General features: G+C 68.9%; 22 protein-coding genes. 10 read left to right on the top strand and 12 right to left on the bottom strand.

Annotated elements, in window-relative coordinates:
* Positions 1 to 283 precede the first annotated feature (283 nt).
* Together D7252_RS11595 and nudC are read right to left on the bottom strand one after the other, a co-directional pair.
* Complete coding sequence (locus tag D7252_RS11595; protein WP_120775530.1) at positions 284 to 2,005, bottom strand: ATP-dependent helicase; 1,722 nt, start codon at positions 2,003 to 2,005, stop codon at positions 284 to 286.
* Entirely contained in the window at positions 2,002 to 2,883 is an 882-nt protein-coding gene (nudC, locus tag D7252_RS11590; protein WP_120775529.1) for an NAD(+) diphosphatase, read from the bottom strand. Before nudC ends, D7252_RS11595 begins: the two co-directional genes overlap by 4 nt.
* 64 nt (positions 2,884 to 2,947) lie before the next feature.
* Here nudC and D7252_RS11585 point away from each other — a divergent pair, with 64 nt between their 5' ends.
* Entirely contained in the window at positions 2,948 to 4,345 is a 1,398-nt protein-coding gene (locus D7252_RS11585) for a phosphotransferase (RefSeq protein ID WP_251050707.1), read from the top strand.
* On the opposite strand, the gene D7252_RS11580 is transcribed toward D7252_RS11585, so the two are convergent.
* Positions 4,291 to 7,803: an ATP-dependent DNA helicase gene (locus D7252_RS11580; RefSeq protein WP_120775527.1), complete on the bottom strand. Its 3,513-nt coding sequence runs from the start codon at positions 7,801 to 7,803 to the stop codon at positions 4,291 to 4,293. The genes D7252_RS11585 and D7252_RS11580 overlap by 55 nt on opposite strands.
* Complete coding sequence (locus D7252_RS11575) at positions 7,800 to 11,006, bottom strand: ATP-dependent DNA helicase (protein WP_120775526.1); 3,207 nt, start codon at positions 11,004 to 11,006, stop codon at positions 7,800 to 7,802. Before D7252_RS11575 ends, D7252_RS11580 begins: the two co-directional genes overlap by 4 nt.
* 148 nt (positions 11,007 to 11,154) lie before the next feature.
* Between D7252_RS11575 and D7252_RS11570 the strand changes: the two genes are divergently transcribed.
* Positions 11,155 to 11,379 carry a DUF3107 domain-containing protein gene (locus tag D7252_RS11570; protein WP_046013903.1) on the top strand — a complete coding sequence of 75 codons (225 nt, stop codon included), beginning with the start codon at positions 11,155 to 11,157 and terminating at the stop codon, positions 11,377 to 11,379.
* Positions 11,380 to 11,386: 7 nt separating this feature from the next.
* Entirely contained in the window at positions 11,387 to 11,674 is a 288-nt protein-coding gene (locus D7252_RS11565; protein WP_120775525.1) for a hypothetical protein, read from the top strand.
* Positions 11,675 to 11,699: 25 nt separating this feature from the next.
* On the opposite strand, the gene D7252_RS11560 is transcribed toward D7252_RS11565, so the two are convergent.
* A complete protein-coding gene (locus tag D7252_RS11560; protein WP_120775524.1) occupies positions 11,700 to 12,413 on the bottom strand; it encodes a ferritin-like fold-containing protein in 714 nt (237 codons plus the stop codon).
* Between the two features lie 192 nt (positions 12,414 to 12,605).
* Here D7252_RS11560 and D7252_RS11555 point away from each other — a divergent pair, with 192 nt between their 5' ends.
* Positions 12,606 to 14,129, top strand: a complete 1,524-nt coding sequence (locus tag D7252_RS11555; RefSeq protein WP_120775523.1) for a DEAD/DEAH box helicase — start codon at positions 12,606 to 12,608, stop codon at positions 14,127 to 14,129.
* Here the strand turns inward: D7252_RS11555 and D7252_RS11550 are convergent.
* Entirely contained in the window at positions 14,116 to 15,045 is a 930-nt protein-coding gene (locus D7252_RS11550; protein ID WP_120775522.1) for a DUF817 domain-containing protein, read from the bottom strand. The two genes, D7252_RS11555 and D7252_RS11550, sit on opposite strands and share 14 nt — an antisense overlap.
* A 63-nt stretch (positions 15,046 to 15,108) precedes the next feature.
* Complete coding sequence (locus tag D7252_RS11545; RefSeq protein ID WP_120775521.1) at positions 15,109 to 15,984, bottom strand: PHP domain-containing protein; 876 nt, start codon at positions 15,982 to 15,984, stop codon at positions 15,109 to 15,111.
* A 56-nt stretch (positions 15,985 to 16,040) separates the two neighbouring features.
* Here D7252_RS11545 and D7252_RS11540 point away from each other — a divergent pair, with 56 nt between their 5' ends.
* Entirely contained in the window at positions 16,041 to 17,063 is a 1,023-nt protein-coding gene (locus D7252_RS11540; protein WP_120775520.1) for an endonuclease/exonuclease/phosphatase family protein, read from the top strand.
* Positions 17,064 to 17,100: 37 nt separating this feature from the next.
* Positions 17,101 to 18,519: an aminopeptidase P family protein gene (locus tag D7252_RS11535; RefSeq protein WP_120775519.1), complete on the top strand. Its 1,419-nt coding sequence runs from the start codon at positions 17,101 to 17,103 to the stop codon at positions 18,517 to 18,519.
* A gap of 47 nt (positions 18,520 to 18,566) precedes the next feature.
* Here the strand turns inward: D7252_RS11535 and D7252_RS11530 are convergent, their stop codons facing one another.
* Genes D7252_RS11530 through D7252_RS20400 form a run of 3 tightly spaced genes read right to left on the bottom strand, consistent with a single transcriptional unit; the run spans position 18,567 to position 20,754 of the window.
* A complete protein-coding gene (locus tag D7252_RS11530) occupies positions 18,567 to 19,220 on the bottom strand; it encodes an alpha/beta family hydrolase (RefSeq protein WP_120775518.1) in 654 nt (217 codons plus the stop codon).
* A complete protein-coding gene (locus D7252_RS11525; protein WP_120775517.1) occupies positions 19,220 to 19,921 on the bottom strand; it encodes a DUF4870 domain-containing protein in 702 nt (233 codons plus the stop codon). The genes D7252_RS11530 and D7252_RS11525 overlap by 1 nt, the downstream gene beginning before the upstream one ends.
* The gene (locus tag D7252_RS20400) at positions 19,918 to 20,754 is read right to left on the bottom strand and encodes a general stress protein (RefSeq protein WP_251050705.1); all 837 of its coding nucleotides are present in this window, start codon (positions 20,752 to 20,754) and stop codon (positions 19,918 to 19,920) included. The genes D7252_RS11525 and D7252_RS20400 overlap by 4 nt, the downstream gene beginning before the upstream one ends.
* Positions 20,755 to 20,840: 86 nt before the next feature.
* Here D7252_RS20400 and D7252_RS11515 point away from each other — a divergent pair, with 86 nt between their 5' ends.
* Genes D7252_RS11515 through D7252_RS11505 form a run of 3 tightly spaced genes read left to right on the top strand, consistent with a single transcriptional unit; the run spans position 20,841 to position 23,742 of the window.
* Positions 20,841 to 22,109 (top strand): magnesium transporter MgtE N-terminal domain-containing protein, encoded by a 1,269-nt coding sequence (locus D7252_RS11515; protein ID WP_120775516.1) that lies wholly within the window; start codon positions 20,841 to 20,843, stop codon positions 22,107 to 22,109.
* Positions 22,109 to 22,624: a DUF1003 domain-containing protein gene (locus D7252_RS11510; RefSeq protein WP_120775515.1), complete on the top strand. Its 516-nt coding sequence runs from the start codon at positions 22,109 to 22,111 to the stop codon at positions 22,622 to 22,624. Before D7252_RS11515 ends, D7252_RS11510 begins: the two co-directional genes overlap by 1 nt.
* Positions 22,621 to 23,742, top strand: a complete 1,122-nt coding sequence (locus D7252_RS11505; RefSeq protein WP_120775514.1) for an Mrp/NBP35 family ATP-binding protein — start codon at positions 22,621 to 22,623, stop codon at positions 23,740 to 23,742. Before D7252_RS11510 ends, D7252_RS11505 begins: the two co-directional genes overlap by 4 nt.
* 402 nt (positions 23,743 to 24,144) lie before the next feature.
* Here D7252_RS11505 and D7252_RS11500 read toward each other — a convergent pair whose 3' ends face one another.
* A complete protein-coding gene (locus D7252_RS11500) occupies positions 24,145 to 24,516 on the bottom strand; it encodes a Sec-independent protein translocase TatB (protein ID WP_120775513.1) in 372 nt (123 codons plus the stop codon).
* An 88-nt stretch (positions 24,517 to 24,604) separates the two neighbouring features.
* Here D7252_RS11500 and D7252_RS11495 point away from each other — a divergent pair, with 88 nt between their 5' ends.
* Complete coding sequence (locus tag D7252_RS11495; RefSeq protein WP_120775512.1) at positions 24,605 to 25,243, top strand: O-methyltransferase; 639 nt, start codon at positions 24,605 to 24,607, stop codon at positions 25,241 to 25,243.
* An 81-nt stretch (positions 25,244 to 25,324) separates the two neighbouring features.
* Here D7252_RS11495 and D7252_RS11490 read toward each other — a convergent pair whose 3' ends face one another.
* A complete protein-coding gene (locus tag D7252_RS11490) occupies positions 25,325 to 25,498 on the bottom strand; it encodes a DUF3117 domain-containing protein (protein WP_017203323.1) in 174 nt (57 codons plus the stop codon).
* Positions 25,499 to 25,593 lie beyond the last annotated feature (95 nt).

Below are 25,593 nucleotides of genomic sequence, written 5' to 3'. Positions count from 1 at the left end.
GTCCAGTTCGCCCGTCATCTGCGTGACGACACCGCCCACCTGCCGGTGTCGTTCGAGCCAGGACACCTCAGCGTCGGACCGCTGGTCATGCCGGGCGAGTCGCCCTGTCTCGCCTGCCGGGATGCGCACCGGACGGACGACGATCCCGCATGGCCGCTCCTGCACTCGCAGATGATCGGCCGCGGGCCCGACACTCTGCGGGCCGCCCAGGTCGCCGATGCAGGGCTGCTCGTCGCGACTCTCCTCCGGTCGGACGAGTCGATCCCGGCGCGCAGCGTGCGCGTCAGCGCGAACGGCTCGCGCGCGTGGCGCTCGGTGACATTTCACGAAGAATGCCGGTGCCGCGAGCAGTCGTGCCCATCTCCGCGAGGAACCTCGACGGCGCCCGCTCTCCGCGCCCTGCCGACCGCGACCATGACAGACCCAGCGTTCGCGCGGCCCGCGTGACTCCGACGTACGCCAGCCGGCGCTCCTCGTCGACGGCCTCGAAGCTCGTCGCATACGAGATCGGCAGCGAACCCTCGGCCCATCCCGCGAGATAGACGTGGGCCCATTCGAGGCCCTTCGCCGCATGCAGCGTCGACAGCGTGACCGTCCGCATGGTCGGTTCGTGCTGGTCTTTCGCCCGGGCCATCAGCGCGTCGCTGAAGGTGCGCAGGTTCGCGTCCGGTCCGGCCTCCTCCGCGAGCCGGAGGATCGCCCGACGGGCTTCCCACCCGTCACGTTGCGCGCCTCCCGCGGCAGGTGGCTCATCGCTGAGGCCGAGTTCACGCAGGACCCGCTGCACGCCGGGAAGGAATCCCTGTTCGGTGGGGGCCACCGCCGCGGCCCGCAGCGCGAGAATGGCCTGCCGCACTTCGGGCATGGCGAAGAAGCGGGTGCCGCCCAGAACCGACGTCGGAATACCTTCCGCGCCGAGCGCCTGCTGCAGCACGCCAGACTGCGCGTGCGCTCGGTACAGCACCGCGATATCCGACGGAGAGGCACCCGCGGCGATCCGCGCGGAGATGTCGGCCGCGATGCCTGCCGCCTCCGCCGTCTCGTTGTCGTACGCCGTGATGGTCGGCGCGTCCGCGGTGAACTGCTCTCGCGCCGGTACGAGTTCGAGAGCTCCGGGCCGGCCGCGCATCAATGCGTTCGCCGCGGTGAGGATGGGAGCCTGCGAACGGTAGTTGGTCTCGAGTCGCACGACGGTGGCGTCCGGGTGCCGACGCTCGAATTCGAGGAGGAACCGCTGCTCCGCCCCGGCGAACGAGTAGATGGTCTGGCTGGCATCCCCGACCACGCAGATGTCCTGCCGGTCGCCGAGCCAGAGCTCGAGCAGACGGTTCTGCAGCGGCGAGACGTCTTGGAACTCGTCCACCGTGAAATGCCGGTACTGCTCATGCACGGATGCCGCCACTCGCGACTCGGCTTCCAACATGCCCGCGCAGGCCAGCAGGACGTCTTCGAAGTCGAGCTGACGACGCTCGTCCTTCAACGCCTCGTAGCCGCGCATGAGCTCGGCCAGCTGGTTCGCGTCGACCCCGCTGACTGTTCGCCCCAGCGCGGCGTGCTGGTCGATCGACAGCATCGAGACCTTCCGCCACTCGATCTCGGATGCGATGTCGCGAAGGGTGGCTGTGCTCGGGCGCAGCCGGATCGCGTCGGCGGCCTGTCCGAGCATCCGCACCTTGTTGTTGATGATCGCCGGTGCCGGGGATCCGGCGAGCGTGGGCCAGAAGAAATTGAGCTGCGCGAGAGCGGTCGCATGGAACGTGCGGGCGGCGACGCCTTCGACACCGAGTGCGCGCAGACGTCCGCGGAGCTCGCCCGCCGCTTTGGCGGTGAAGGTGACCGCCATCACCCGCGAGGGAGAATAGGCACCGGTGTCGACGCCATGCGCGATGCGATGCGTGATCACTCGCGTCTTGCCCGTCCCCGCGCCGGCGAGCACGGCGACGGGACCGCGCAGCACGGATGCTGCCTCCCGCTGCCGCTCGTCGAGGGCATCGAGTGCACTCACGCGACGTCCTCGAACCACTCGATGATCAGGGCCCGCGCGATGGACGCAGGGCCCGGAAGCCCGACCGGCCCGTTCCCTTCGAGCGCGGAGCCGATCTCCTCCCGGGTGAACCACCGGACGTCGATGATCTCCTCACCGTCGGCGCGCGCCGCGGACTCGTCTTCGACCACCGCGCGGAACCCGATCATCAGGGAACGCGGGAACGGCCACGGCTGCGACGAGACATACCGCAACGCCGACAGGCGCACTCCGGATTCTTCTTCGATCTCGCGATGGACCGTCCCCTCGAGCGATTCGCCGGCTTCCGCGAACCCGGCGAAACACGAATACATCCGTCCGCCCCAGTTCGCATTCGCGCCGAGCAGGAGACGCCGGCCGTCACGACTCTCGACGGCCACGATCACCGCGGGGTCGGTCCTCGGGAAGTGATCGCGTCCGCAGACGAGGCAGCGCCTCGACCATCCGCCCTGCCGAAGTTCGGTGCTGCCGCCACAGGTCGGGCAGAAAGCCGCGTCGCGCAGCCAGCCCGCCAGGGCGACGGCCTCGATGAGCAGTTCGATCTCTTCGGCGGCGATGCGGCCGCCGAGATCCCGCAGACGCAACCAGGTCTCGTCCGGAACCGCGTCGACGTCATCGGGCTCCGGTGGAGCGGCAGCGAGGAGCAACACGACACCGTCCCGATCCCGCCCCAGCAGCGCCCAGGTCGCGTCAGTGATCTCTCCCGCAGAGACCCGCAACAGCGACGATTCGGTGACCCGAACGCGTCCCTCTCTCACCACGACCACGCGAGTGTCGGGTGCGGCGCGCAGACGATCGAGCACGTTCGGTTCGTCGCGGAGTTCGGCGGCGCGGTCGAGAGACGGACGCGGAATGGACATCGACTCCCTCTCTCACGGGCGTGGCGGGGGCGGGACCGCCCCTGAGCCGACCTACCCTGGGGGCATGGGACGCTCTCCATTCACTCTAGCCGCGGCGGTGACGGCCGCTCTGCCCGGCGCGGAGGTCACGGGTGCCCGCCGGCTGAGCGCGACGACCGACGGCCGTTTCGATTCCGCGGTGGCTTCACTCGCCGACGGACGCGAACTCGCGATCCGGGTCGCGGACGACGACGACACTGCCCGCGAGTTGGCCGCCGAGTCGCTCGCGCTGCGCGCCCTGACCGACGGTGCCAGGGCGATGCTCCCCTTCCGTGCGCCCGAATACATCGGCGAGACGCGGATCGGCGACGGACGAGCGCTGGTGACCGAACTCCTCCCGGGCTTCCAGATCGAGGCGTCGATGGTGCCGGCAGGGCGCGGGGCCGCGGAGTCCATGGGCACCGCCATCGCGGCGGTGCACGGCCTCCCCACTTCCGTGGTGCGCGGAGCGGGCCTGGCAACGCGCTCGGCCCAGGAGAGCCGCGAAGAGCTGAATCGCCTCGTCGACGCAGCCGCCTCCACAGGGCGCGTTCCGGCACGCCTCACGGTGCGCTGGCGCGATGCTGTCGCTGAAGACGACCTGTGGCGCTTCGAATCCACCGTCATCCTCGGCGGCGTGCAGGCGACGTCGTTCCTGTTCGAAGACGATCCCGGACGCGGCCCCGGGGTCATCGGTGTCCTCGGCTGGCACGGCCTCTCGGTCGGTGACCCCGCGCTCGACCTGTCGTGGTTGTCGGCGGCACCGGATGCTGCGGCCGACGTCCACGCGTCGTACGCGCGCGCTGTCGACCGCGGCCCCGACGCCGGCCTCGAGGTTCGCGCGAGGCTTCTCGCCGAGTTGGAGTTCGCCCGGTGGCTGGTGCACGGCGACTCCCTGCGCCGCCCGGACATCGTCGACGACGCGGCAGCGCTCCTGGAGTCGCTGGCCGAAGGCCTCCGCGACGACGACCTGAGTGTCATCGCGGCGCGCAACGAGGGGGTCGACTCCGCTCTGGACGCACTCGGCCGTGTGCCGGCGGATGCCGTTTCGACGACGGACATTTCGATGCAGACCGACGCGTACAACCCTGAGGACCTCTGGGTCGAGAGCGAGGCAGACGAGACCGACGACGTCGACGAGCCCGATGGCGAGCGCCCGCCATGGGTGCAGAGCCGCGACGAGAATGTGGATGCGGCCTCGTCGGAGGCTGCGCACCGCTCCGCGATGGTGAACATCGAGACCGAGGACCTCTCGGGCGTCACCACCGTCTTCGCCGGAACGAACGGGGCCGCGGGTGTTCGCGAGGCCTCGCCCCCGCTGACCGCGCGACCCGTCGCCACCGGTGCGAGCGCTGTCGAGAATTCGGGCGACGACGACTCCGATGAAGCTCAGCGTGCCGCGCGCGCCGCGCTCCAGCGGTGGAAGAGCTCTTCCTCGGAGTGAACCCGGTCGCCCCGGATGATCAGGTCGTCGCCGACGTAGTACAGGGCGACGTCGATGTCCTCCAGCGGCACTCCGAAGCGCCGGTGATAGGCGAGGCGGTAGAGCGCGAGCTGCAGCATCCGCTCCTCCCGCTCCTGGTCGGTGCGGGGCGCCTTGCCTGTCTTCCAGTCGACGATCTCGATGCGGCCACCCCGGTCTTCTCGCCGGTACACGGCATCGAGCTTGCAGATCACGATGTGCGCCTCTGCCCGCTCACCCTGGTCTGCGAGGCCGGCACCGAGTGCGAAGTCAATCTCGATCTCGACGGCGATCGGCCTCAGCCCGCCCCACTCGCTGCGCTCGAACGTCTCCTGGAGAACGGCGAGATCGGCAGCATCCGCCGGTGTCTCCGACCGTCCGGCGAACTCCGCCACGCCTGATGCGCGCTCTGGTGCCGACTCGTCCTCGTCGAGCTCCCAGAGCGCCTCATCGACGCGGTTCCCCACGCCCACGAGTTCCGAGCGCTGCTCGACCCAGGCATGGAACAGCGTGCCGAGGCGGGTCTGCCGATAAGGTCGCTCGGGCATCGGCCGCACGATCGTCGACAGGGTGCCGGTGAAGTCGGTGACGTAGTCCTTGAAGCGCGATGCCGGCACACGAGTGGGGGGAACCGCATCGGCTCCGCGCTGGCGGGCGGCGCGCTCCGCGAGCAGGCGCGCGAGTTCGACCGACGGCTCCGCAGCGCCGGCGCGCGCGGCCTCTTCAACAGCAGCGGCCGCCGCGGTGACGGCGCTTCGTCTCGCACCGAGGGGATCGAGCGGCCAACGCAGCGTGGACCCCGGTCCCTCATACGGGTTCTCGGTCGGATCGACGGGGTCGATGGGGTCGAGACCACAGACATCGATGGCTTCCAGGAGGAAAGGACTGGGGGTTCGCGGGGCCTTCTGCCCCGCCCAATGCGCACCGCTGAGCAGCAGATCCGTGCGCGCGCGAGTGACGGCCACATAGGCGAGCCGGCGCTCCTCCTGCTGTTGATAGGCGCGATACGAGTCCTTGAAGCGCCGGAGGGCGCCGCCCTGCGGGTTCGCTTTCGTCGCTCCGCCCGAGAGAGAAGCCTGAGCGAGCTTCTGCCGCTTCACGGGGTCGGGCTCGTTGCCCGTCGCTTCGTCCGGATCCCACCGGAACCGCGGCAGCGCGTCGCGGTCGCCGCGGAGGGCGAAGGGCACCACGCCGAAACCGAACCACCCGGAAGTGTCTGACACTCTGCTGGGAAGCTCGTCGGCGACCAACCGGACCACGGCGACCGCGTCCCACTCCAAGCCCTTCGATCCGTGGATCGTGAGCAGTTGGACGACTCCCGGCTCAGGCGGCTCCGGTCGGGGCATCAGCTCGTCGGTGCTCTCGGCCTTCTCGAGCCAGGCGAGCAGACTTCCGATCGTGCCACGCTCGTCGGCGGCGAGGAATGCTCGCACCTCGTCCGCGAACGCCCGCAACTGTGTCGCGGCGATCCGAGCGGGGCCGCGCGTCTCGTTGGCCGCCAGCTCGATGTCCAGGCGCAGTTCCAACTCGATGAGGCGGATCAGTTCGGGAATCGGCTGCGACGATGCGCGTCGAAGCCGCTCGAGCATCTCGCCGGCTGCTCGGATGCGGGATCGACCATCGGGGGTGATCCCCTCCAGCATCCGGTAGTCGTCACGCACCGCGCGCACCACGTCGACCGCATCGATGATGGATACCGCCTCGTCGGCCCCACGTGAGGAACGCAGTCGTGCACGCACCTCTTCCGGAAGCGGAGCCATCGCCGTGTCGCGTTCGGCGAGACTCTGGCCGAGATCGTAGAGCGCCGCCATGTCGGCCACCCCCACGCCGAAGCGCGGTCCGGTGAGGAGCCGGATGAGAGCCGAACCCGCCGTCGGATCATGCACCACGCGCAGCGTCGACACGAGGTCCACCACCTCGGGCGTGGCGAGGAGTCCGCCGAGCCCGAGGATGCGATGGGGTATGCCCCGTGCCGCGAGCGCACCGGCGAAGGTCTGCATGTGCCGCTTCGAGCGGAAGAGGATGGCGCCGGTGTGCGGAATGGTGGACTGCGGTCGCCCCGCGGGGCGCGCATCGTGCGCTGCGCGCCGTTCCGCGAACCACTCGGCGACTTCCGCGGCTTCGTCGTCCACGGTGAACGCGAACCTCACCCCGACGTTGCCTTCGCCGACGCCGGGGCGCGGTTCCAGCGGAGGAACGTCGAGTCCCGGCCGCTGAAGCGGCTCGAGGATCTTGTTCGCGACGTCGAGGATCTTCCGATCGTTGCGCCAACTCGTCATCAGACTGTAGGTCTGCGCCGACGCACTGCTCGCGAACGTCGCGGAGAACGCGTACAGGTTGTCTGCGCTTGCTCCGCGCCACCCGTAGATCGACTGGTGCGGATCCCCGACGGCCATGACTGCGGAGTCGCGGAAGAGTTCCGCGAGGAAGCGCGTCTGGATGACCGAGGTGTCCTGGTATTCGTCGAGAAGGACGACGCGATGCTGCTCTCGGAGCTCCGCGCGCACGTCGGGTGCGGACTCGACGATGTCGTAGGCCCCACCCACCTGGTCGGCGAAGTCGAGGACACCGCGGCGATCCTTCTCTGCCATGTAATCGCGCACCAGAGCCGCCAGCGTCGGCAGGCTGAGCAGGTTCGTGGCGGCTTTCTCGACATCGGCGTTCGAACGATACGGCTCGAAGGCGCCGGCCTGATCGAGCGCGATCCGCTCGGCGAGAGACAGATCGACGCGATGATCGAGGGCTTCCCCGGCAAGCCGCTGCACGGCATCGATGACGGTTCCGAGCGCGAAGTCGATGCTCTCGAGTTCGGGCAGGTCGCTGCGGAGCACGACCTCACGTGCCAGCATCCACGACGCTGCCTGGCTGAGCATCGCCACGTCGGGATCCCGACCGATCCGCGCGGCATGCTCGCGGACGATGCCGTCGGCGAAGGCGTTGTACGTCGATACTCGGGGCCTGATCATCAGATCTTCCGCGGCACGCGGCGTCGCAGGATCCCACCCCGTGCCATGGCTCGCCGCCAGCTCGTCCAGCACCTGCGCGCGGACGAGGTCACGTTGACGACCCGATGCCGCCTCGTCGACCCGGCGCAGCGAGTCCGATCGCACGATCTCGGCCAGATGTGGCAGCAACCCGCGCCGTCCGTACTCGTCGATCACCGCGAGTCGCGAGCCGATTCGCTCGGCGAGCTCGCCGGCAGCCTTGCGGGTGAAGGTCAGGCCGAGCACCTCGTCGCGCCGCACGTGCCCGTTGGCGACCAGCCACACCACGCGCCCCGACATGGTTTCGGTCTTGCCACTGCCCGCACCTGCCACGACGAGCGCCGGCTCCGGCGGCGCCTCGATGACGCGTTGCTGGGCGAGTGTCGGTGAAGGCTGTCCGAGCGCCGCCGCGAGATCGACCGCCGAGATCTCGCCCTCGCCGGGCCATCCGGTCATGAGCTCACCGCCGGAACCGTGTGGATGCGACACGGATGCACGCGCCGTTGGGTGTCGGCACAGTGGGATTCGACCTGCGCGGTGAAGCTCGACGCCGACATGCCACGCGCAGCCCCCGTCACCCGACGGAGGAACGACGCGCGCGCATCGTCGTCGAGCGTGTGCTGGTGAGCGATGCGGTAGTCGCTCTTCGCAAGCGTCTTCGACACGATCACGAGGCGTGCGCCCGCCAGCGACTCCGGTGGCGCGCCCTCGACGAGTCCCTGCTGCACCGCGACCTGGTAGGCGGCGAGCTGTGCGTGCTCGAGCACCCCGGAGTCGGACTCGGGATCGGTCTTGCCTGTCTTCAGATCGACCACCACGACAGGACCGCCGCGCTCCACTGACATGCCTTCCCACCCTCGGCCACGGGCGTGCGGATGCTCGCCGGCCCCGGGCGGATACGCCTCGACACGGTCGATGTATCCGTGGATGATGGCCTGATTCGCGCGATCCTCACCGACCGCGTGGACCGTGGGAGGCGCTTCGTCGACCGGCACGTCGACCGCGAAGCGAAACTCCACTTCGCTGCCGATCACGCGCCCGTTCTCGCGGCGCACGTCGCCCACGTAGGAGTGCAGCCGGTCGATGAACAGATCGGCGCGGCGACGCTCTTTGCGGCCGATCCACTCCGTCTCGAAGTCGAGTTCGGGCCAGTGTTCCTCGACGATGGCACGCATCAGCTCGAGCTCACCGTCTGGCACCCGTTCCATCGCCTCGTGCACGATCGTTCCGATCCCCGCCGTCGGGGGCATCACTGTGTCTCCGCCGAGGGCTGAGACGACCCAGTTCAGGCCGCACTCCTCGTAGGATTCCATCTTCGACGGAGACACCCGTGCTCCGGTGACCGACAGATCACGAAGCGGCGCGTCCGTCGACGGCGGGGTCACCCCGTACCAATCGCGGGGGTCGGCACCGGGCACTCCCTCGCGCGCGAGGACGGCCAACTGCGCTGCCGCCTCCCGACGCACATGCTCCGACGGGACAGCGGTGAGCGCTCGGCGGTGCCGCGCCACGAGACCGCGCAGCGTCAGCGGATGTTCGGCGGAGGCGTGCCTCTCCGGGGGTTCAGGTGGCGGAAGAAACCCGAAGAACGCGCTCGGTGTCATGTCGTCGTCATTCACGGCCGTGATCAGGAGGCGATGACGCGCCCGCGAAATCGCCCGCACGAACAGGCGGAGCTCGTCGTGCAACGCTGCTCGACGGCGGTCGAGGGCCCCAAGCGGCTCGATACTGGTTCCGGTGCGCGCCGCCTCAAGCGCATCCGCGAGGCGCCATGTCTGCAGCAGCCCTCCGCGCAATCGCACATTGGGCCACACGCCGTCCTGCACACCCGCGACGACGACCGCGTCGAACTCGGTGCCGAGGGCTGTCGCCGGCGTCAAGAGCGTGACCTTGCCCGGACGCTCCGGCGTCGAAAGTGAGTCTTCCGGCACCTCGCTGTCGAGGATGTCACGGACGAAGATCTCGGGTCTCTCGTTGGGCGTGCGCTCCACGAACCGCTTCGCCGCGTCGAACAACGAGACCAGAGCGTCGAGAGAGCGCGCCGTCTCTGCTCCCGTCGGGAGCATGGAGATCTCTCGCCAGGCGGTCTGCAGCCGTCGACCGTCGACCGCGCGTGCCTGGTCCCACACTCGCCACAGCAGGTCGTGGATGGTCTCTCCCTCGGCAGCCGCGCGGTGAAGGGCTTCGATCGTCTCCGCGAAGCGGGTCGCCGTGCGCGACTCCGGCGAGTCGATCAGTGTCAGGTGTGCCGGATTCGCCATGGCCTGTCGCAGCAGCTCGCGCGCGGGCGTGGAGCCGCCCTGTTCGAGCTCGATATGGCGCAGGCGTGCACGCAGTCGCCGGAGACCGATGGCGTCCATTCCTCCGAACGGGGTCCGCAGAGCCTCTTCGAGCGCCTGCGGGGTGCGCTCGTCGGCCGGCGTCAACGCGAGACGCACGATGCCGACGATGTCGCGCACGATTCCCTCACTGCCGAGCGGGCGCTGCACCCCGGCGGCCCTGGTGGGGATCTCGCGCGCCGCCAACTCGGTCTCCAACGTGCTGACCTGACGCGTGTCGTGGGCGATGACGGCCATCCGATCCCAGCGGATGCCGTCGGTGAGATGCCAGTCCCGCATGACGCCGGCGATGCGGTCGAGCTCTTCATACGGTGAAGGGGCGATGAAGGTGGTCACGGACGATGCCGGGTCTGCCACCGGTACCGGTGCGCGACGATGTTCGACCCGACCGGACACTCCGATCGCCTGGGTCACCGTCCTGGTGAGTGCGGTCAGCGCAGGGTGCTGTCGGTGCGGCCCGTCCAGCACGTGCACCTCGCCGAGTGCGCCGGCGAGCCGAGCGAAGAGTTCAGGGCTCGCGCCACGGAAAGCCCCGGAGGAGATGTCGGGATCTCCGAAGGCCGAGACGGCGATCCCCCTGCTGCGCAGAGCCCGGACCACCTCGATCCCCCCGCGTGTGAGCTCCTGCGCATCATCGATGAGGACGACGCGCAGCGGGGCGAGCGGCCCCAGCGCCGCCGGCTCTGCCGACTGCAGTATGCCGCTCGCCTCGCTCAGAAGATCGGCGGCGTCACGGTGGGCCGAGCGCAAGGCGTCGAGCACTTCGCGATACTCCACGAGGAAGTCGGCCGCGGCTGCCCAGACGCCGCTCCCCGACGCACGAAGCTCGTCGGGGTGTGCGCCGATCTCGGTGCACTCGGCGAGAAACGCCCGAAGCTCTGACCGAAAGCCCTTCGACGCACGCACGGACGGGCTGAGCGCTTCCGGCCACGTGATGCGCCCATCTTCGGCGTCGCCACGGAGCAGCTCGGCGATGATGCGGTCCTGGTCGGCGCCGGTGAGCAGAGCGGGTGGCTCGTCGCCGACGCGGACCATGGCCCCGCGTACGAGTTGGAACGCGAAGGAACCCAGCGAACGGGCAAGGGGTCCGGGGGTCGCCTGCCCCACCCGCACCCCGATGCGATCGCGCAGTGCGGTCGCGGCCTGGCGGCTGGGAGTGAGGACGAGAACCTCTTCGGGGCGCATGCCGTCGGGGCCGAGCAGATGCACGACGCGGTCGACGAGAGTCTGCGTCTTACCCGTGCCCGGGGCGCCGATGATGACGCCCGAGGCTGTCGACGCGGCGGCGACGACGGCTCGCTGGGCAGCATCCGGTGTCATGCTCTCCACGCTATCTGGGCGGACGGACATCGCCTTGCCCGCTCGCCCTCCGCCCTGTGCGCTCACGGCGAAACAGCCGCTGAGCGCCGATCCGGCGCGGTGCGTGCGCGGTAGAGTTGGCGAGTCCGACGAACTTCAAGGAGCACCCGTGGAAATCCGCATCGGCATCATCAACACCGGCCGTGAACTGAGCTTCGACACTGGCGCGAGCGCGGATGAGGTCCGCACCCAGGTCTCCGCGGCACTCGAGCAGAGCTCGACCCACCTGAACTTCTCCGACGTGAAGGGCAACTCCTACCTCGTCCCCACCGCGAATCTCGCGTACATCGAGTTGGGCACCGAGGAATCGCGCCGCGTCGGCTTCGTCGCCTGACCGAGCGATGTACATCCTCCTCGCGCTCATCGGCGCGTGTGCGCTCGGCATCGGCGCGCACTATCTGATCGGCGGCCGCGAGTTGCGCGGCGTCGTGGTCACGCCGGCTGTCGCGACGGCGGTCTCGGCGATCGTCTACACCGGCATGCAGTGGGCGGGCGTGGGCGAGGACAGCATCTGGCTGTGGCTCGCGAGCACCGTCGGTGCCGCACTGGTGGCAGCGCTGGCGACGGTCGCGTTGGTGACCGTGCGTCATCAGGCGGACGCCGAAGCGAAAGCCGCGCTCGGCATCTGACATCCGCCCCGCGGGTCGCAGGACGCTATGAGGCCAGCCCCATGGCGTCCATACGACGCGCGTGGGCGCCCATCAGCACCGTGTAGACCGGCTCGATCCGCTCGTCGTCTGCAGCGAGCCGCTCCGGACGCAGCGCCGACCGGCAGACCAGGATGGTGTCGCCGACGAGGCGGCGCGCCCACATCGACAGCAGCGAGCGCCATTCCTCATCGCTCTCGATCGTCTCCTGGATGATCGAGACGATCTCGTGGCGGGCATCGTCTTCCCGGAGGATCTCGACCACCCGTCGTCCGGTGTCGGCATAGCTGGAGGCGAGCGCGAGGTAGAAGTCGTCCAGCATTCCCGCTGTGATGTACACGGCGAGCAGAGTCTCCCGAGGCCGAGCGCCGATCGTCTTCCGGCGGAAAGCATCGAGGTTCTCGCGGAACGGAAGCATCAGCTGCGTGGGGTCGTCCCCGCGCTCGGCGATGAGGTCGACGATCGCGCGATGCTTCGTCAACGCGGCTCCGGCGGCGCGGGACAGCGACTCCTTCTCGGAGAGTTCCGGTGTCGCCCTGATCAGGCGGGTGAGGGTCTCGAAATAGCCGAGTTGCAGATAGGCGGCCTGACCGAGGAATCGGCTGAGCTCAGGAGCGAGTTCGGCGAAGTCGACGCGCGTCGCGTCCCCCTGATCTCCACGACTGCGGAGGGACAGCGCACGGCGAGGTGCGTTGTCCCGCTGCCAGAACCACTTCACCACCGGGTCTCCTCCCTAGAGCGTCACGTCGTTCACACTACTCGTGAACGACTGCTCTTCCGGGCTCGCGCCACCCCTCCGGTAGGCTGAGCCTGTCCCGCCGTCGGAGCGGGGCCCCGCGCCTGTGGCACAAGAGACGGCGTGGATCCGTTTACGTGGTGATCCCGCAAGGGCGCCGGACAGGCATCTGAACAAGTGACAACTTTCGCTGATCTCGGCATCGATCAGGACATCGTCGACGCACTCGCCGCAAAAGGCATCGTCGACGCATTCCCCATCCAGGAACAGACCATTCCGCTCGGCCTCCCCGGCCAGGACATCATCGGCCAGGCCAAGACGGGAACTGGTAAGACCTTCGGTTTCGGCATCCCGGTCGTCCAGCGCCTCGGCAAAGACCCCGAGCATGGCGTGAAGGCGCTCATCGTCGTGCCGACCCGCGAGCTCGCGGTGCAGGTGTACGAGGACATCGACTTGCTCACCAGCAATCGCTCGACCAGCGTGGTCGCGATCTACGGCGGCAAGGCATACGAAGGACAGATCGACCAGCTCAAGGCGGGCGCTCAGATCGTCGTCGGCACACCCGGTCGTCTCATCGACCTGGCCGGACAGCGTCTGCTCGACCTGTCCAACGCCACCGAGGTCGTGCTCGACGAGGCCGACAAGATGCTCGACCTCGGCTTCCTGGCCGACATCGAGAAGATCTTCCAGAAGCTTCCGGCCGTCCGCCACACGCAGCTGTTCTCGGCGACGATGCCCGGCCCGATCGTCGCGCTGGCGCGTCGATTCATGACCAACCCGATCCACATCCGGGCGAGCGATCCGGACGAGGGCCTCACGCAGGCGAACATCAAGCACCTGGTGTACCGCGCCCACTCGATGGACAAGGACGAGATCATCGCCCGCATCCTGCAGGCGGAGGGCCGCGGAAAGACGGTGATCTTCACGCGCACGAAGCGGGCGGCGCAGCGTCTCGTCGACGAGCTCGGCGACCGCGGCTTCAACGTCGGCGGTGTGCACGGAGACATGGGCCAGGACCAGCGTGAGCGGTCGATGGCTGCGTTCAAGGCCGGCAAGCGCGATGTGCTGGTCGCCACCGACGTCGCCGCCCGCGGTATCGACGTTGATGACGTGACCCACGTCATCAACCACACCATCCCTGATGAGGACAAGACCTACCTGCACCGCGCAGGGCGCACCGGCCGCGCCGGCAAGACCGGGATCGCCGTCACCTTCGTCGACTGGGAGGACCTGCACAAGTGGGCTCTCATCAACCGGGCCCTCGAGTTCGGCCAGCCGGATCCTGTCGAGACCTACTCGTCGAGCCCGCACCTGTTCGAAGACCTCGACATCCCGGCGGGAACGAAGGGTCGACTCGTGTCGGCTCCGAAGACCCAGTCGGTGAAGACCGAGCGCACTCGTCGGCCGGAACGGGCGGCGGATGCTGCGGCAGAGGGCACCGAAGAGAGCGGAACCCGCCGTCGGCGTCGTCGTCGCAACAGCGAGACGCCGGTCGGGTCCACGTTCGCCGAGGGCTCGTCGGAGGCTCCGTCCACCGACGGCCACAGCGCGCTGAAGACCGACCGCAGCGCCGAAGGAGCGGGCACCCATGACGGCGCCGGCAAGGAACACCATGACGGCAAGCCCGCTCCGGCGCGCCGCCGCCGCCGTCGTCGTGGCGGCTCGGGTGGCACCGGGGCGGCTCCCGTCACCGGCGCCTGATCGGCTGCCCCGCGTGCGGGTCTTCTCGCACGCGGGTGCCGACGCGTCTTTCGTCGTCGTGGAGCAGTGATCGCGGCACCTGCGGCGGATACACCCAGGCGACGAGCACCACCGAGATGATCATGAGCAGGAACCACGAGCTGAGCTTGCTCAGCGAGACCGGTTGCCATTCGGCGACCTGATCCGGGTAGGCCCACGCCCCGGCTCTGGTCGCGATGTTCTCGGCGAGATAGATGAAAACGGACACCCCGCCGAACACGACGAGGAGCGGAAGCCTGATGGTTCGCCGCCACACCCGTGCGTGCATCACGGTGGGCAGCCACAGCAGGACCACGGCCGCCAGGAGCAACCACCGCGCATCCCACCACCAGTGATGGGTGAAGAAGTTGAGGTAGATGGCCGCGGCCAGTATCGCCGTCACCCATCGCCGGGGATACCGGGTGAAACCGAGATCGAACAGACGGTAGACGCGCACCATGTAGGAGCCGACGGCCGCGTACATGAAGCCGCTGAACAGTGGTACCGCGCCGATCCGCAGCACTCCATCCGCCGCATATGCCCACGAGCCCATGTCGGTCTTGAAGATCTCCATCACCGTGCCGGTCAGATGGAAGAGGACGATCACCCACAGCTCGCGGCCGCTTTCGAGACGGAACACCAGCATGGCGATCTGGATCAGCACCGCCGCGATGGTGAGAGCATCGTTCCGCGCGAGGACCGCGTCGTCGGGATACCAGAGCCGCGCCGCCACGATCACGATCAGCAGGGCGGCACCGAAGACGCAGGCCCACGCCTGTTTGAGGACGAAGACGGCGAACTCGACGAGGCCCGCGCGGACGCCTCCCGCCGGAGCGCTGGAGAGCACGCGGTGAGCGAACGCGTCGACGCGGCGCTCCAGGGACGTCGCTCGCTGCATGCATCGAAAGGTATCGGTCGACTTCGACAGACCGCCGGGAAGCAGCCGACAGAACGCCGAGGATCAGGGATAGCGCGGTGAGACGCCCGACGCCTGCTCTATGATCCTGGCGACCATCTCATCGGACGTGGTGTTCTCGCCCGGAAGGTTCGGTTTGCCGGCGCCGTGGTAGTCGCTGGAGCCCGTGACGATGAGGTCGTGCGCTGCCGCGATGTCGCGCAGCATCCGTTTGCCCGATTCGGTGTTCTCCCGGTGGTCGATCTCGAAGCCGCCGAGCCCCGCGGCGATGAGGCGCTCGATGAACGGGACGGGCATCATCCGGTCGCGTCCGGTCGTGACCGGGTGGGCGATGATCGCCACTCCTCCCGCGTCGGTGATCAGCCGTACCGCGGTGAGCGGATCCGGCGCGTAGTGGGGCTCGTAGTACCCCTCGCGAGGGTGCAGGATGCCGTCGAACGCCTCGGTGCGGTCGCGAACGATCCCGCGCGCCACGAGCGCGTCGGCGATGTGCGGCCGCCCGACGGTGGCGTCCAGCGTCGTCTGGGCGACGACGTCGTCCCAGAGCAGGTCGTAGTCGCGTCCGATGTTGCGGACGATCCGCTCGGCACGGCCGATCCGGTCACCGCGAATCCGGTCCGTCTCGGCGGCGAGGCGCGGGTCTTCCGGGTCGAAGAGGTACCCCAGGACGTGCACACTGCGCCACTCGTGCTTCGCGGAGAGCTCCATGCCGGGGACGAAGGTCATGCCGAGCGCGACAGCCGCGTCACCCGCCTCCCCCCACCCGGTGGAGCGGTCGTGGTCGGTGAGCGCGACCGTGCGCACCCCGTGCGCATGCGCCTGACGCACGACTTCGGCGGGGCTCTCCGTGCCGTCGGAGTGATTGGAGTGCAGGTGCAGGTCCGCGGGACCCGCGAACCCGGAAGACGACGGAAAGGCCATTCTCCGAGCGTACCGAGGGCAGGGACTTCACAGGCGACGCTTCTAGGCTTGGGGGGATGCTTCGTCTCCTGGGGATTCTCTTCACCGTGCTGCTCGCAATCGCGGCAGCGGTCGTGGTGTGGCCGCAGTTCTTCCACCTCGAGCAGACCTATCCGTTCGCGCAGCTCGTCTCGGTACGCGGCCTGGTGTTGGGTGGTTTTCTCGTGATCGCGGTCCTCGCGCTCCTGCTGCTTCTCGCGCGCCCGCTCCGAGGTTTCGCCGCATCCGTGCTCATCGTGTCTCTGCTCGGCGCGATAGCCACAGGCGTCGTCGGCATGAACCGCGGCTTCGGCGAATCCGTGCTGCCGGAGAAGACCGAGACCAGCGTCCGCGTCCTGTCGTGGAACACCGCGGGCGAAGCGGTGTCCGCCGAGCAGATCGCCACGCAGATCCTCGCGCAGGAAGCCGACATCGTCGCCCTCCCGGAGACGACCGAAGAGGTCGGCGAGCGTATCGCGATCATGCTGCGCGAGCAGGGCCACCCGATGTGGGTGCATCACGTGCAGTTCCGCCCCGACGTGCCCGATGGCCCGAAGTCCTGGCAGACGACGGTGCTGGTCGCCCCCGACCTCGGCGAGTACTCGGTGATCGAGTCGTCGCGCGACGGATCCAGCAACACGGGCTCGGTTCCGAGCGCCGTGCTGATGCCGATCGACGGCAGCGGCCCCACGGTGGTCGCCGTGCATGCGGTGGCGCCGCGGATGGAAGAGATGGAGCAGTGGCGCAGCGATCTGCAATGGATCGCCGACCAGTGCCCCGCCGGTGACTTCATCCTCGCGGGCGACTTCAACGCCACGGTCGACCACATGGCGCCGCTCGGCGTCGAGGGCGGCGATATCGGGCAGTGCCGCGACGTCGCCTCCCGCACCGGCAACGGCCTCACCGGCACCTGGCCGAGTTCGGTGCCGCCCCTGGCGGGCGCGCCGATCGATCACGTCATGGCGTCTCAGAACTGGACCCCGACGGGCTCGATGGTGCTCGACGACGCGGGCGGCAGCGACCACCGTGCGCTGGTCGTTCAGCTCGAACCCGCCGGCTGATCTCCCGCACCCTCCCCTCAGATGACAGACTGGTGGGATGAGCACCGGAGAGCGCGACACGATCGCTGAACCCACCACCGAGACGGCTGAGAACAGCACGACCAACCGGAAGCAGCCGTTCCCGCAGGGCTTCCTCGACACGATCTCCTCGGGCTGGGCCGAACGCCCGGAGACGCTGCCCGCTCCGCGCACGCAGGCGCCGTTCGCCGCGAATCGACGGGCCGCGGTATCCGCGGCGTTCCCGGGCAAGCGTCTGGTGATTCCCGCCGGCTCCCTCAAGCAGCGCAGCAACGACACCGACTACGTGTTCCGCGCGCACTCCGCCTTCGCGCACCTCACCGGGTGGGCTGCGGACGCCGAGCCCGACTCGATCCTGGTGTTCGAGCCGACCGACGCCGGACACGACATCACGCTGTTCTTCCGTGAGCGCGCAGACCGCACCACGACGGAGTTCTATGCCGACGCCACCGTCGGGGAGTTCTGGATCGGACCGCGGCCGTCCCTCGCGGGTGTCGCGGCCGACCTCGCCATCGAGACCGCACACCTGCACGAGTTCGTGCCCGTCGACGGCGAGCTGATCCTCGACGACGACGAAGACCTCACCCGCTTCGTGTCGGAGCTTCGCCTGATCAAAGACGACTTCGAGATCGAGGAGATGCGTCGCGCGGTCGACATCACGGCCGCGGGCTTCGACGACATCATCCGCGAGCTTCCCCAGGCGATCGCACACTCCCGCGGCGAGCGCGTGGTCGAGGGCGTCTTCCACCGCCGGGCCCGAGAGGACGGCAATGGGGAGGGCTACGACACGATCGCCGCATCAGGCCCGCACGCCTGCTACCTGCACTGGACCCGCAACGACGGCACGGTCGTCCCCGGCGACCTGATCCTGGTGGATGCGGGCGTGGAGGCAGACAGCCTCTACACGGCAGACATCACGCGCACGCTCCCCGTCTCCGGAACCTTCACCGAGGTGCAGCGCCGGGTCTACGAGACGGTGCGCGAAGCCGCAGATGCCGCGTTCGCCGCTGCTCAGGTGGGCGTGCGGTTCCGTGACGTGCACAGCGCCGCGATGACGGTGATCGCCCAGCGCACGGCCGAGTGGGGCCTTCTCCCCGTCACCGCCGAGGAGGCTCTCGATGCGGACGCCGGCGGGCAGCACCGCCGCTACATGGTTCACGGCACCTCCCACCACCTCGGAATCGACGTCCACGATTGCGCGCAGGCACGCCGCGAGATGTACTACGACGGCGTCCTGGCACCGGGCATGGTGTTCACCATCGAGCCGGGGCTGTACTTCCAGATCGATGACCTCACCGTCCCGGCGGAGTTGCGTGGCATCGGTGTGCGCATCGAGGACGACATCCTGATGACCGAGGACGGACCGGTGAACCTCTCCGCAGACATCCCCCGAACAGCGGATGAGGTCGAGGCCTGGATCGCCCGGGTCCAGGGCTGACGGCGAGCCTCCATCCGCGGGGGGGGTCGCGCCCTCAGCGGGGGCGCTCAGCGGGGGCGCGCGAATTCCGCGACGAACGGGGCGAGGGACGCCCCGATGTCGGATGCCGCGCGCTTCTGCCCCTTCACCTCGAAGGTGTGACCTGCACCGTCGATCCACACCACACGCGCATCCTGACAGGACGCGACAGCGTCTTCGAACTGTGAGAGAGGCTGGATGAACGGGTCGTTCGTCCCCTCCACGAACAGTTGGGGCACCTCGATCGCGGGAAGGTGCTCGATCCTCGGCTTGTCCGATCGGCCAGGAGGATGCAGGGGGTAGCCCAGATAGGCGAGCCCTTCCGCCTCGAGGCCGGCGGCCACCGCCATCGACGCCATCCGTCCCCCGTAAGACTTGCCGACGGCCCAGACACTCGCGGCGGGGTCTGCGGCGCGCGCGAACGCCGCGACGGCTTCCCAGGTGGCGATGGCATGTGCCGCAGGACCCGGCATTCGCCGCCCCTGCTCCACGTAGGGGAAGTTGAACCGAAGAGTGGAGAATCCGAGTTCACCGAGCGCGTCCGTGAAGCCAGTGAGGAAGGGGTGGTCTTTGCCGGTGCCGGCCCCGTGCGCGACGATGACGGTCGCGCCGTTCTCGCCCTCGGACCAATCGGCCGAGATGGTGGCCGGTCCGTTCGGCAGAGCGACGTCGATATCGACCATCAGGCCCGAACGAAGGGAATCGCGAACGGAACCCGCATGACCTTCCCCGACGACACCCGCACGGTGCCCACGATGACGAGCACCAAGTGCACCACGGACACGGCGAAGTAGAGCGTGATCGGGATACCGAGCGGATAGAACCCCGTCGCCGGCGAGTCCGCGGTCAAAGAGAACAGCACCACGAAATGGAGGATGAGCAGCAGGGTCGACACCATCAGGTAGGTGAGACCCCAATTCAACGCGGCCCGAGCGTTCTCGCTGGCCGGTCCTCCGGCGCGGCGTGCGGATCCGCCGCTGGCCGCCATTGCGATCCCCGAGGCGATGCCGCCGAGGAAAGGAAAGGGGACCAGGATGAGGAATCCCAGGACCCACGGGAGAAGCCCCCGCGCCGGCACCGGAGCGGGGTATCCGGGAGCGGAGTACATCTGCGGCGCAGCGGCGGGAGCGCCGTATCCGGGCGGGGCGTAGCCGGGCGTCGACGGAGGCGCATAGCCGGGGGCAGGAGGAGGTGCGTAACCCGGCGCAGGCGGCGCGGCATAGCCCGGCGCAGGCGGCGCGGCATAGCCGGGCGCAGGCGTCGCTGGCGGAGCGGTGTAACCGGGCGGAGGCGGCGCGGTATCGCCCGGCGCAGGCGGGGCGGTATAGCCGGGTGCCTGCGGCGGCGCGTAGCCGCCGGAGTTCTCCTGGTCATTCGAGCTCATCGTGCGTCCTCCTGGGGAGAGATGGAGTTGACGGCAGCAGTGGGTCCGTCGAGGGGTCCGGCTCCTGGCGCTCCTGCACCCCGACCCGGATGGGGTGCGGGATCGGCGGGGCGCGGCGGGGTCGCGGGCTGTCCGGCGGGAGCAGACCGGGGCTCATCCGGCGGAGCCGGTGCGGGTGCCGGAGCCGGCTCGGGAACCGGAGCGGGGTCGGGCTCGGGTGCCGGAGCGGGCTCAGGAGCAGGGTCGGGCTCAGGAGCAGGGGCGGGCTCGGGTGCCGGCTGACGCTCCGGAGCGGGCGCTGCGGGCGGGATCCGCTCGCCGTACCTGGGCGGTTCGTCGAGGTTCACCGGAGGGCGTACCGCCGCGGTGTGCGCGGCGCCGAGTGCCTGACGCGCCTTCGAGAGCGATGTCGCCGTCACGGTCACCTCGTAGTGGTCGGCGGCGAACTGCGTCACGCTCGCGAAGTCGCGACGACGACGCACGATGGCGTAGGTGACGAGACTGAGCAGCATGCCGAGGGCGACGCCGATGAAGACGAAGCCGACGAACAGTTGGATCGGCACCTCGGGGTTTCCGAGCACGAGGATCGCCGAGAGGAACAGCCCGATCAACACGCCGTTGATCGCACCCGACCGAGCTGCAGCGGCATATCCCAGCTTGCCGGTGACACGCTCGACCGTGCGGACGCTCTGGCCGACGATCGCGATGTCTCGCGCAGGCACCTCCCCCGCGATCAACTTCGACACGGTCTTCTGCGCGCTCTCGTAGTCGCGCGTCGACGCGACCACCTCGCCGGTGTCGGTACCGTTCACAGGACGGTTCAGCATGCTCATCCGGCTATTCTTCCACGCGCTACAGTGTCCGGCCCGGGTGCACAACCCGCAGGGCGGCCTCAGGGGCCTCGCACTACGCTGGGATCGTGAGCACACAACGGGTTTTCGCCGCGCGCCTGGCCGGGTGCGCCGTCTTCGACCCCCAGGGCGATCGGCTCGGCAAAGTCCGAGACGTCGTCATCGTGTATCGAAGTTCCGCGGCTCCGCGCGTCATCGGTCTGGTCGTCGAGATCCCGGGGCGGCGCCAGGTGTTCCTCTCCATCGGTCGGGTCACCTCCATCCGGTCCGGTCAGGTCATCACCACGGGCCTGATCAACGTGCGTCGGTTCTCGCCGCGAGCGGGCGAGGTGAGAGTGCTCGCCGAGATGCTCGGCCGCCGCGTCAGCTTCGTCGACGCCAGCGGGACGGCTGTCATCGAAGACGTGGCGATCGAGCCGAACCGACTCGGCGAGTGGGCGGTCAGCCAGCTGTTCCTGCGGCGCCCCAAGACGAGCGCATCGCCGTTCGCCAAAGGACCGACGACGTTCGCCGCCTGGAACGAGGTCGCCGAACAGCGCGCACCCGGCGAATCGCAGTCCGCCGAGCAGCTCGTCGCCTCCTACTCGGAGCTGCACGCCGCCGACCTCGCCAACACGCTGCTCGACCTGCCGCAGCAGCGCATGATCGAAGTCGCCGAAGAGCTGTCCGATGATCGCCTGGCCGACGCGCTCGAAGAGATGCCGGAAGACGAGCAGGTGCACATCCTCGATCGCCTCGGCGACGAGCGCGCCGCCGACATCCTCGACCAGATGGAGCCTGACGACGCAGCCGACCTCCTCGCGCAACTTCCGCAGAACCGGCTCGAGCATCTCCTCGAGCTCATGGAGCCGGAGGAGGCGGAAGACGTCAGGATGCTGCTCCGCTACGGCCCGGACACCGCCGGCGGACTGATGACCCCGGAGCCGATCATCCTGTCTGCGGATGCCACGGTCGCCGAGGCTCTGGCGCTGATCCGCCGTCATGAGCTGCATCCGGCTCTCGCCGCAGCCGTGTTCATCACGCTCCCGCCTTTCGAGACCCCGACCGGCCGGCTGCTCGGACTCGTGCATTTCCAGCGGATGCTGCGCTACCCACCCCATGAGCGACTCGGTGCCATCGTCGACGACAGCCTGGAGCCGGTCCCCGTCACCGCATCAGCAGCGGAGGTGGCCCGCATGCTCGCCAGCTATGACCTCGTCTCGCTTCCGGTGGTGGATGCCGCTCATCGACTCGTCGGCGCCATCAGCATCGACGACGTCCTCGACTACCTGCTGCCCGATGACTGGCGTTCGCACGACAGCGACGGCGCGGCCCCTGCTGTGAAAGAGACGCGCTGATGGCACGCTCCCCTCGCCTCGATGCACCGCTCGGCCGCGGCGCCACCCGCGCGCGGCCGACCTCGCGCGACCGCTTCGGGCGGTTCACCGAGTGGGTCGCCCGAGCCATGGGAACTCCGGCCTTCTTGCTGATCCTCACCCTGTTCTGTGTGCTGTGGATCGTGTGGAACACGCTGATGCCGGACAACCTGCGCTTCGACGATGCCGCGCTGGGGTTCACCGCATTGACGCTCATGCTCTCATTGCAGGCGTCCTACGCGGCGCCGCTCATCCTGCTCGCGCAGAACCGCCAGGATGACCGCGACCGCGTGCAGATCGAGCAGGACCGGCAGCGCGCCGAGCGCAACCTCGCCGACACCGAGTACCTGGCGCGGGAGATCGTGGCCCTTCGGATGTCGCTCGAGGAACGGAACACCCAGCTCGTGACCCGCGATGTGCTTCGCCACGAACTGAAGGCCCTTCTCGCGGAGCTTGACGAGGCCACCGATCCGCCCACGGGCAGCTCGACCTCATGACCTCTGCCGAGAGCGTCCGAGCCGCCGTGGCCGCGGTCACGGATCCGGAGTTGCGCCGTCCGATCGGCGACCTCGACATGGTCCGAGAGATCGAGGTGACCGGCGACAGGGCACGAGTGGGTATCGTGCTGACGATCGTCGGCTGCCCGGCCGCAGCGCGCATCGAATCCGACGTGCGCCAGGCGGCGGCATCCGTCCAGGGCATCGCGACCGTCGACATCGAGGTCGGCGTGATGACGCCGGACGAGCGCCGGGCTCTGACCGAGAAGCTCCGCGATGGGCGCCCCGCACGGCAGATGCCGTTCGGCCCCGACTCGCTCACCCGCGTGATCCTCGTCTCCAGCGGCAAGGGTGGTGTGGGCAAGTCCACGGTGACCGCAAACCTCGCCGTCGCCCTCGCCGAACAGGGACTCGCCGTCGGGCTCGTCGACGCCGACGTGCACGGATTCTCCATTCCTGGCCTGCTGGGCATCCCTGCGGGCACCCAGCCCACACGCATCGACGACCTCATGTTGCCGCCCGTCGCCCACGCGGTGAAAACCATCTCGATCGGCATGTTCCTCCGCGACGGCGAGGCGGTGGTCGCCTGGCGCGGTCCGATGCTGCACCGGACGGTGTCGCAGTTCCTCACGGACGTGTTCTTCGGCGACCTCGATGTGCTGCTGATCGACATGCCTCCCGGTACCGGAGACATCGCGATCTCGATCGGCCAACTCCTCCCCCACGCCGAGGTTCTCGTCGTGACGACGCCCCAGACGGCAGCCGCCGACGTCGCGATCCGGAGTGGACTCGTCGCCCGGCAGACCGGGCAGCGGGTGATCGGCGTCGTGGAGAACATGACCGCCTACACGCTGCCCGACGGCACCGTGGTGGACCTCTTCGGCGCGGGCGGCGGGGCCGCCGTCGCCGAGGCGCTCTCCGCGCCCGGCGCCACTGTGCCGCTGATGGCGTCGATCCCGCTGAGCCCGGCGCTCCGACAGGGCGGCGACGTCGGCGTCCCGGTGGTCCTCGGTGACCCGGCGGATGCCGCAGCCGTCGCCATCGATGATCTGGCCCGTTCTCTCGCGCGTCAGGGGCGCGGACTCGCCGGGCGTGCGCTGCCCATGTCGTTGAACTGACGCCGCACTGAACGGAGTGAGCACCGTGGGAGAAAGGCTCAGTGCCCGCCCGCTCGTAGCGTGGATGCCGCCCCTGATCATCGGACTCGCCCTCTACGCCGTCATCCTGTCGGTGTCGAGTGCGCGGCGGGCCGTGCGCGTGGCGATGCCACCGGAAACCCTCGTCTGGTTCGCCCTCGCAGAAGACACACACTGCAGGTCGGCCGCGGCCGACGTCGTTCGGACATCTCGTACAGCACGTTCCAGGGCATGCGCGTCGGCACGGGTGCGGTGCTGCTGAAGGTGCGCGGCGCCTCGGTCGCCACGGCGATTCCGCGGGCACTCCTCACCGATGACGACATCGCGGCGCTGCGCGCCCGGATCGCCTGAGGCACGCGCGACCCTCGGCGGGTCTCCCGGGAGTCAGGTGGCCTCGACGTCGTACGGGGGCCGATTCTGCGCGTCGAACTCCTGGTGAACGCGAGGAGCGACCGGCTCCGCGATCGTGGATCGCGCCTGTGCCGCCGGCGCAGGCTGCGGGTCCTCCAGCAGAGCATCGCGGATGATGCGGCGCGGGTCGTACTGGCGCGGGTCGAGCTTGCGCCAGTCCACGTCATCGAGCTCGGGCCCCATTTCCTGACGCATCCTCGACTTCGTGTCGCGAAGGTACTCGCCTGCCTTGCGGACCATGCGCGAGAACCCCTCGGCGGCACGAGGAAGGCGCTCCGGACCGATGATCATGACCGCGATGAGACCGATCAGCACCAGCTTCTCGAAGGTGAGCCCGAACGTCATCTGTCCAGGCTACCGTCGCGCCTCCGCTCGTCGTGCATACCGAGCGAATACCCTGGGAGAAATCACAGTGCAGCAGGGAGAACAGGCTATGAGCGAGCATGACGCGAACGCGCGGTTCCTTCGCGAATCAATCGCAGAACCGGCCGCCATCGCCCGCGCCCGCGCCCACGCGGTGGAGCTGGGAGCGATGCCCGTCAGCGCCGTCGTGGGGTCGCAGATCGCAGTGCTCGCCGCCGCCACGGCTGCGCGCTCGATCGTCGAGATCGGCACGGGTGCAGGTGTCTCCGGCCTGTGGCTGCTGCGCGGCGCGCCCCAGGCCGTGCTCACATCCATCGACAACGAACCTGAGCACCTCGCCGCAGCGCGCCAGGCTTTCGCCGACGCGAAGGTACCCTCGACGAAAGCGCGTTTCATCACGGGGCGTGCGGCCGACGTCCTCCCCCGCATGAACGAGGCCTCTTACGACATCGTCCTGGTCGACGCCGACCCGGAGCACATCATCGAGTACGTCGAGCACGGGCTGCGACTGGTGCGAACCGGCGGCATCGTTCTCGTGCCTCGCGTACTCGGCGGTGGCCGTGTCGCCGACCCGGTGCAGCGCGACGAGATCACAGCCGCCTACCGCTCTCTGGTCCAGGAGACGCAGGAATCTTCTGCTGTCCTCGCGACCGTCTCCCCTGCGGGCGAGGGCCTGCTGCAGTTGGTCAGCATCGCCGACCGCAGCTGAGGAGCTTCGAGGCGACGAGAAGAGGGCGACGGATCAGAAGATCCATCGCCCTCGGAATCCGTGTGAACGGACCCGGGTAAATCAGGCCGGTGCCACGACGGCGGCGAGCACGTCGTGAAGTTCCTTGGCCTCTGCGTCGTTCACGGAGACGACCAGACGGCCGCCGCCTTCGAGCGGAACGCGCACGATGATGAGTCGCCCTTCTTTCACGGCCTCCATGGGTCCGTCTCCGGTCCTCGGCTTCATCGCTGCCATCGTGGCTCCTTTTCCTCCGGTGGTATGAAATGAGTTTATCGGGTGTCACCCGGACCTGGACGTCACCTCCGAAGAAATGCATCAGGCATTTACAA

The sequence above is a fragment of the Microbacterium sp. CGR2 genome, from assembly GCF_003626735.1.
Classification (GTDB): domain Bacteria; phylum Actinomycetota; class Actinomycetes; order Actinomycetales; family Microbacteriaceae; genus Microbacterium.
This window is presented reverse-complemented; position numbering and strand designations above follow the sequence as displayed.